This window comes from Methylomonas sp. BG-2, assembly GCF_057766305.1.
Genome location: NZ_JBYMAP010000368.1, coordinates 1 through 2,631, shown reverse-complemented (window position 1 = coordinate 2,631; position 2,631 = coordinate 1). Strand labels below are relative to the sequence as shown.

Here is a 2,631-nt window from a genome sequence, read left to right as displayed (position 1 = left end):
CGACCGGCTAAAACTGCATATCCGCGACAGCGGTTCGGGCATACCGGCGGAACTGCGCGAAAAAATCTTCGAAGACGCGGTGCGTGGTAAGCTCGGGCGCGAAAACGACGCCAAAACCCAGGGGCTTGGGATAGGCTTGTATTATGCGTCCACGATGATTCAGTACTTGCCGAATCACGGCATGGACTTGTATTCGCGCCTTGGCGTCGGCAGCGATTTTCAAGTCTATCTGCCGATTGCCCGCCAGCAAGACATCAAAGCCAACGAGCCGCTGGTGGTTGGCGACTTCAGCGGCCGCTACGTCTTGATCGTCGACGACGACGCCAAGGCCCTGGATGGCTTGGCTTGCCAACTGCAAAGTTGGGGCTGCGAAGTGCAAACCGCATCGTCGTTGGCCGACACCCAAATGACGCTGGCCGACAATCTGGCGATTCCGGATCTGTTAATTACCGACTTTTATTTGAAGCAACACGAAACCGCCCACGACATCATCGCCGCCGTCCACGCCGACTGCGGCCCGGTGCCGGTCCTGATCCTATCGGCCGGCGGCATCTCCGAACCCGACAAGGCGCGCTGGCCCGCCAACACCGGCCTATTGCGCAAACCGGCCAATCCCAAGGCGCTGATGGAAGCGATGCTGCGCACGATGGGTGACGCGCCGGATCAGCCTAGCTATTGCCCACTCCCGGCTTACCAAACACAATCCCTCGCACAAACAGCTTGACCAGCAACTCGGTGCGCCGGGTTACGCCAAACTTCAAAAAAATCGGCCGCAAGTGGTTGCGCACGGTTTGCTCCTGAATCGCCAATTGCAGCGCAATTTGCTTGTTGCTGTAACCGCGCGCGATCCAGCGCAAAATATCGAACTCGCGTGGCGTTAATCCCAGACTGGCCGGGTCGGTCACCGTCGCCAAACCGTTCGCGGTTTGGCCGTCGCCGGCCGGCACATCGGCGGTGACCGTCGCAGGTAGATAGATCTTGCCAGACAGCAGATCGCGCAAGGCCTCGACAAACCCTTGCCGGGAAATCGACTTAACCACGAAGCCCATCGCCCCCGCTTTCAAAGCCTGAAATACCAAATCCCGATCGCCGACCCCGGAAAACATCACCACGCAAAGCTCGGGAAAATCGGCCTTAAGCTGCGCCAAACCCTCCAAGCCGCTGCAATCCGGCAACTGCAAGTCCAGCAAAACCAAATTCAACGGCCGCGCGCGCGCGATCGCCAAGCCGGCCGCGAAACTCTCCGCCTCGAACACTTGCACGTCCGGATAAATCTGCTTCAACAAACACGCCACCCCTTCCCGCGCGCAGAAGTGGTCGTCGATCAACAAAATATTCACAGTCTTCATCCCCGTGGCAAGCCTGATGAACGGATTGTAACCCCGGACGGCCCGCAATAGACCCAGTACATTTGTACTAGTACGGAAAACAAGTGGCTAGGACAATAGCGTTTGTAGAGAATCCGTGTTTCCGATTGCAACGCCCCTTGGGTAATGCAACTAACTTATTTCGATTTCCGAGTTGCAACTAAACGAACTTAGCTCAGCAAGCATCTCGTCGGTACCCGATAGATATTAGAGGAGCCCACCATGCCCACCATTCACTACGGTAACAAAAACGAACCCGGATTCGATCTGGAATCCGGCGATGATTTAATTGCGGTGCGGACCCGGAGCGGCCGGTCGATCACCCAGAGCCGGGGGGCCGTGCCCAATCCTAACTCGGCGCAATTGAGTGACGGCGTGTTGGTTGTGGCCTACCCCGATGTCGGCGTCGAAGTGTATCGGGTGCCAACGACGCGCTCGGTCAGCGAGCGGAAGGCTGCGCTGCGCGGTGCGCCGGATGTGCGCTTCGCCGGTGGGGTGTTGATCGATCCCGGCACCCGCGAGCCGGTGTTGTACACCGAAAATTTGTTCGTCAAATTCGTGGACAGCACCGATCCGGACGACTGTAGCGCGCTGTTGACCGGCCTGGGCTTGAAAATCAAGGAACAAGTCAGTTACGCCACCAACGCCTACTTCGTTGGCGCCGTCGAAGGCACCGGACAAAAGGTATTCGATATTGCCAACGAGTTGTTGCAGCGCGACGATGTGGAGTATTGCCATCCGGAACTGATTCGGCCGCGCGCCCGTAAAGCCATTTTTCCGCAGCAATGGCATTTGAAAAAAACCAGCGTGAACGGCCTGACCATCGACGCCCATGCCAATGTTGAAGCCGCCCACGCGCTGTCGTTGGGCGAAGGCGTGACGATTGCGATCATCGACGACGGCGTGGACATCGATCATCCGGAGTTTTCCGGTTCCGGGAAAGTGGTTTCGCCGGTAGACGTGACCGTGAAAACGAGCGATCCCAGGCCGAAAGACCGCGGATTTCCGGACGATCACGGCACAGCCTGCGCCGGCGTGGCCTGCGCGAACGGCACGCTGGGCGCGTCGGGCGTCGCTCCCAAATCCCGACTGATGCCAATCCGGCTGGCATCGGGTCTTGGTTCCCAGGAGGAAGCCAACGCCTTCAAATGGGCGGTGGACCACGGCGCGGACGTGATTTCCTGCAGTTGGGGACCGGCCGACGGCGAGTGGTGGAATCCGAACGACCCGGCCCACCGGCAAGTCACGCGCCTGCCGGCCAACA

At 59.0% G+C, this 2,631-nt stretch carries 3 protein-coding genes; 2 read left to right on the top strand and 1 reads right to left on the bottom strand.

What is annotated here, in order from left to right; translation table 11 throughout:
* Positions 1–724 (top strand): response regulator (locus AC3B8H_RS20245; RefSeq protein WP_488443324.1); only part of this gene is annotated, 724 nt, incomplete at its 5' end.
* Here AC3B8H_RS20245 and AC3B8H_RS20240 read toward each other — a convergent pair.
* Positions 669–1,349, bottom strand: a complete 681-nt coding sequence (locus tag AC3B8H_RS20240; RefSeq protein ID WP_488443323.1) for a response regulator — start codon at positions 1,347–1,349, stop codon at positions 669–671. The genes AC3B8H_RS20245 and AC3B8H_RS20240 overlap by 56 nt on opposite strands.
* Positions 1,350–1,589: 240 nt before the next feature.
* Between AC3B8H_RS20240 and AC3B8H_RS20235 the strand changes: the two genes are divergently transcribed.
* On the top strand, positions 1,590–2,631 hold a 1,042-nt coding region (locus AC3B8H_RS20235; RefSeq protein ID WP_488443322.1), incomplete at its 3' end, for a S8 family serine peptidase.

Coding starts and splice junctions, on each gene's coding strand:
- AC3B8H_RS20240 (WP_488443323.1), bottom strand. CDS start 1,349: ATGAAGACTGTGAATATTTTGTTGATCGACGACCACTTCTGCGCGCGG.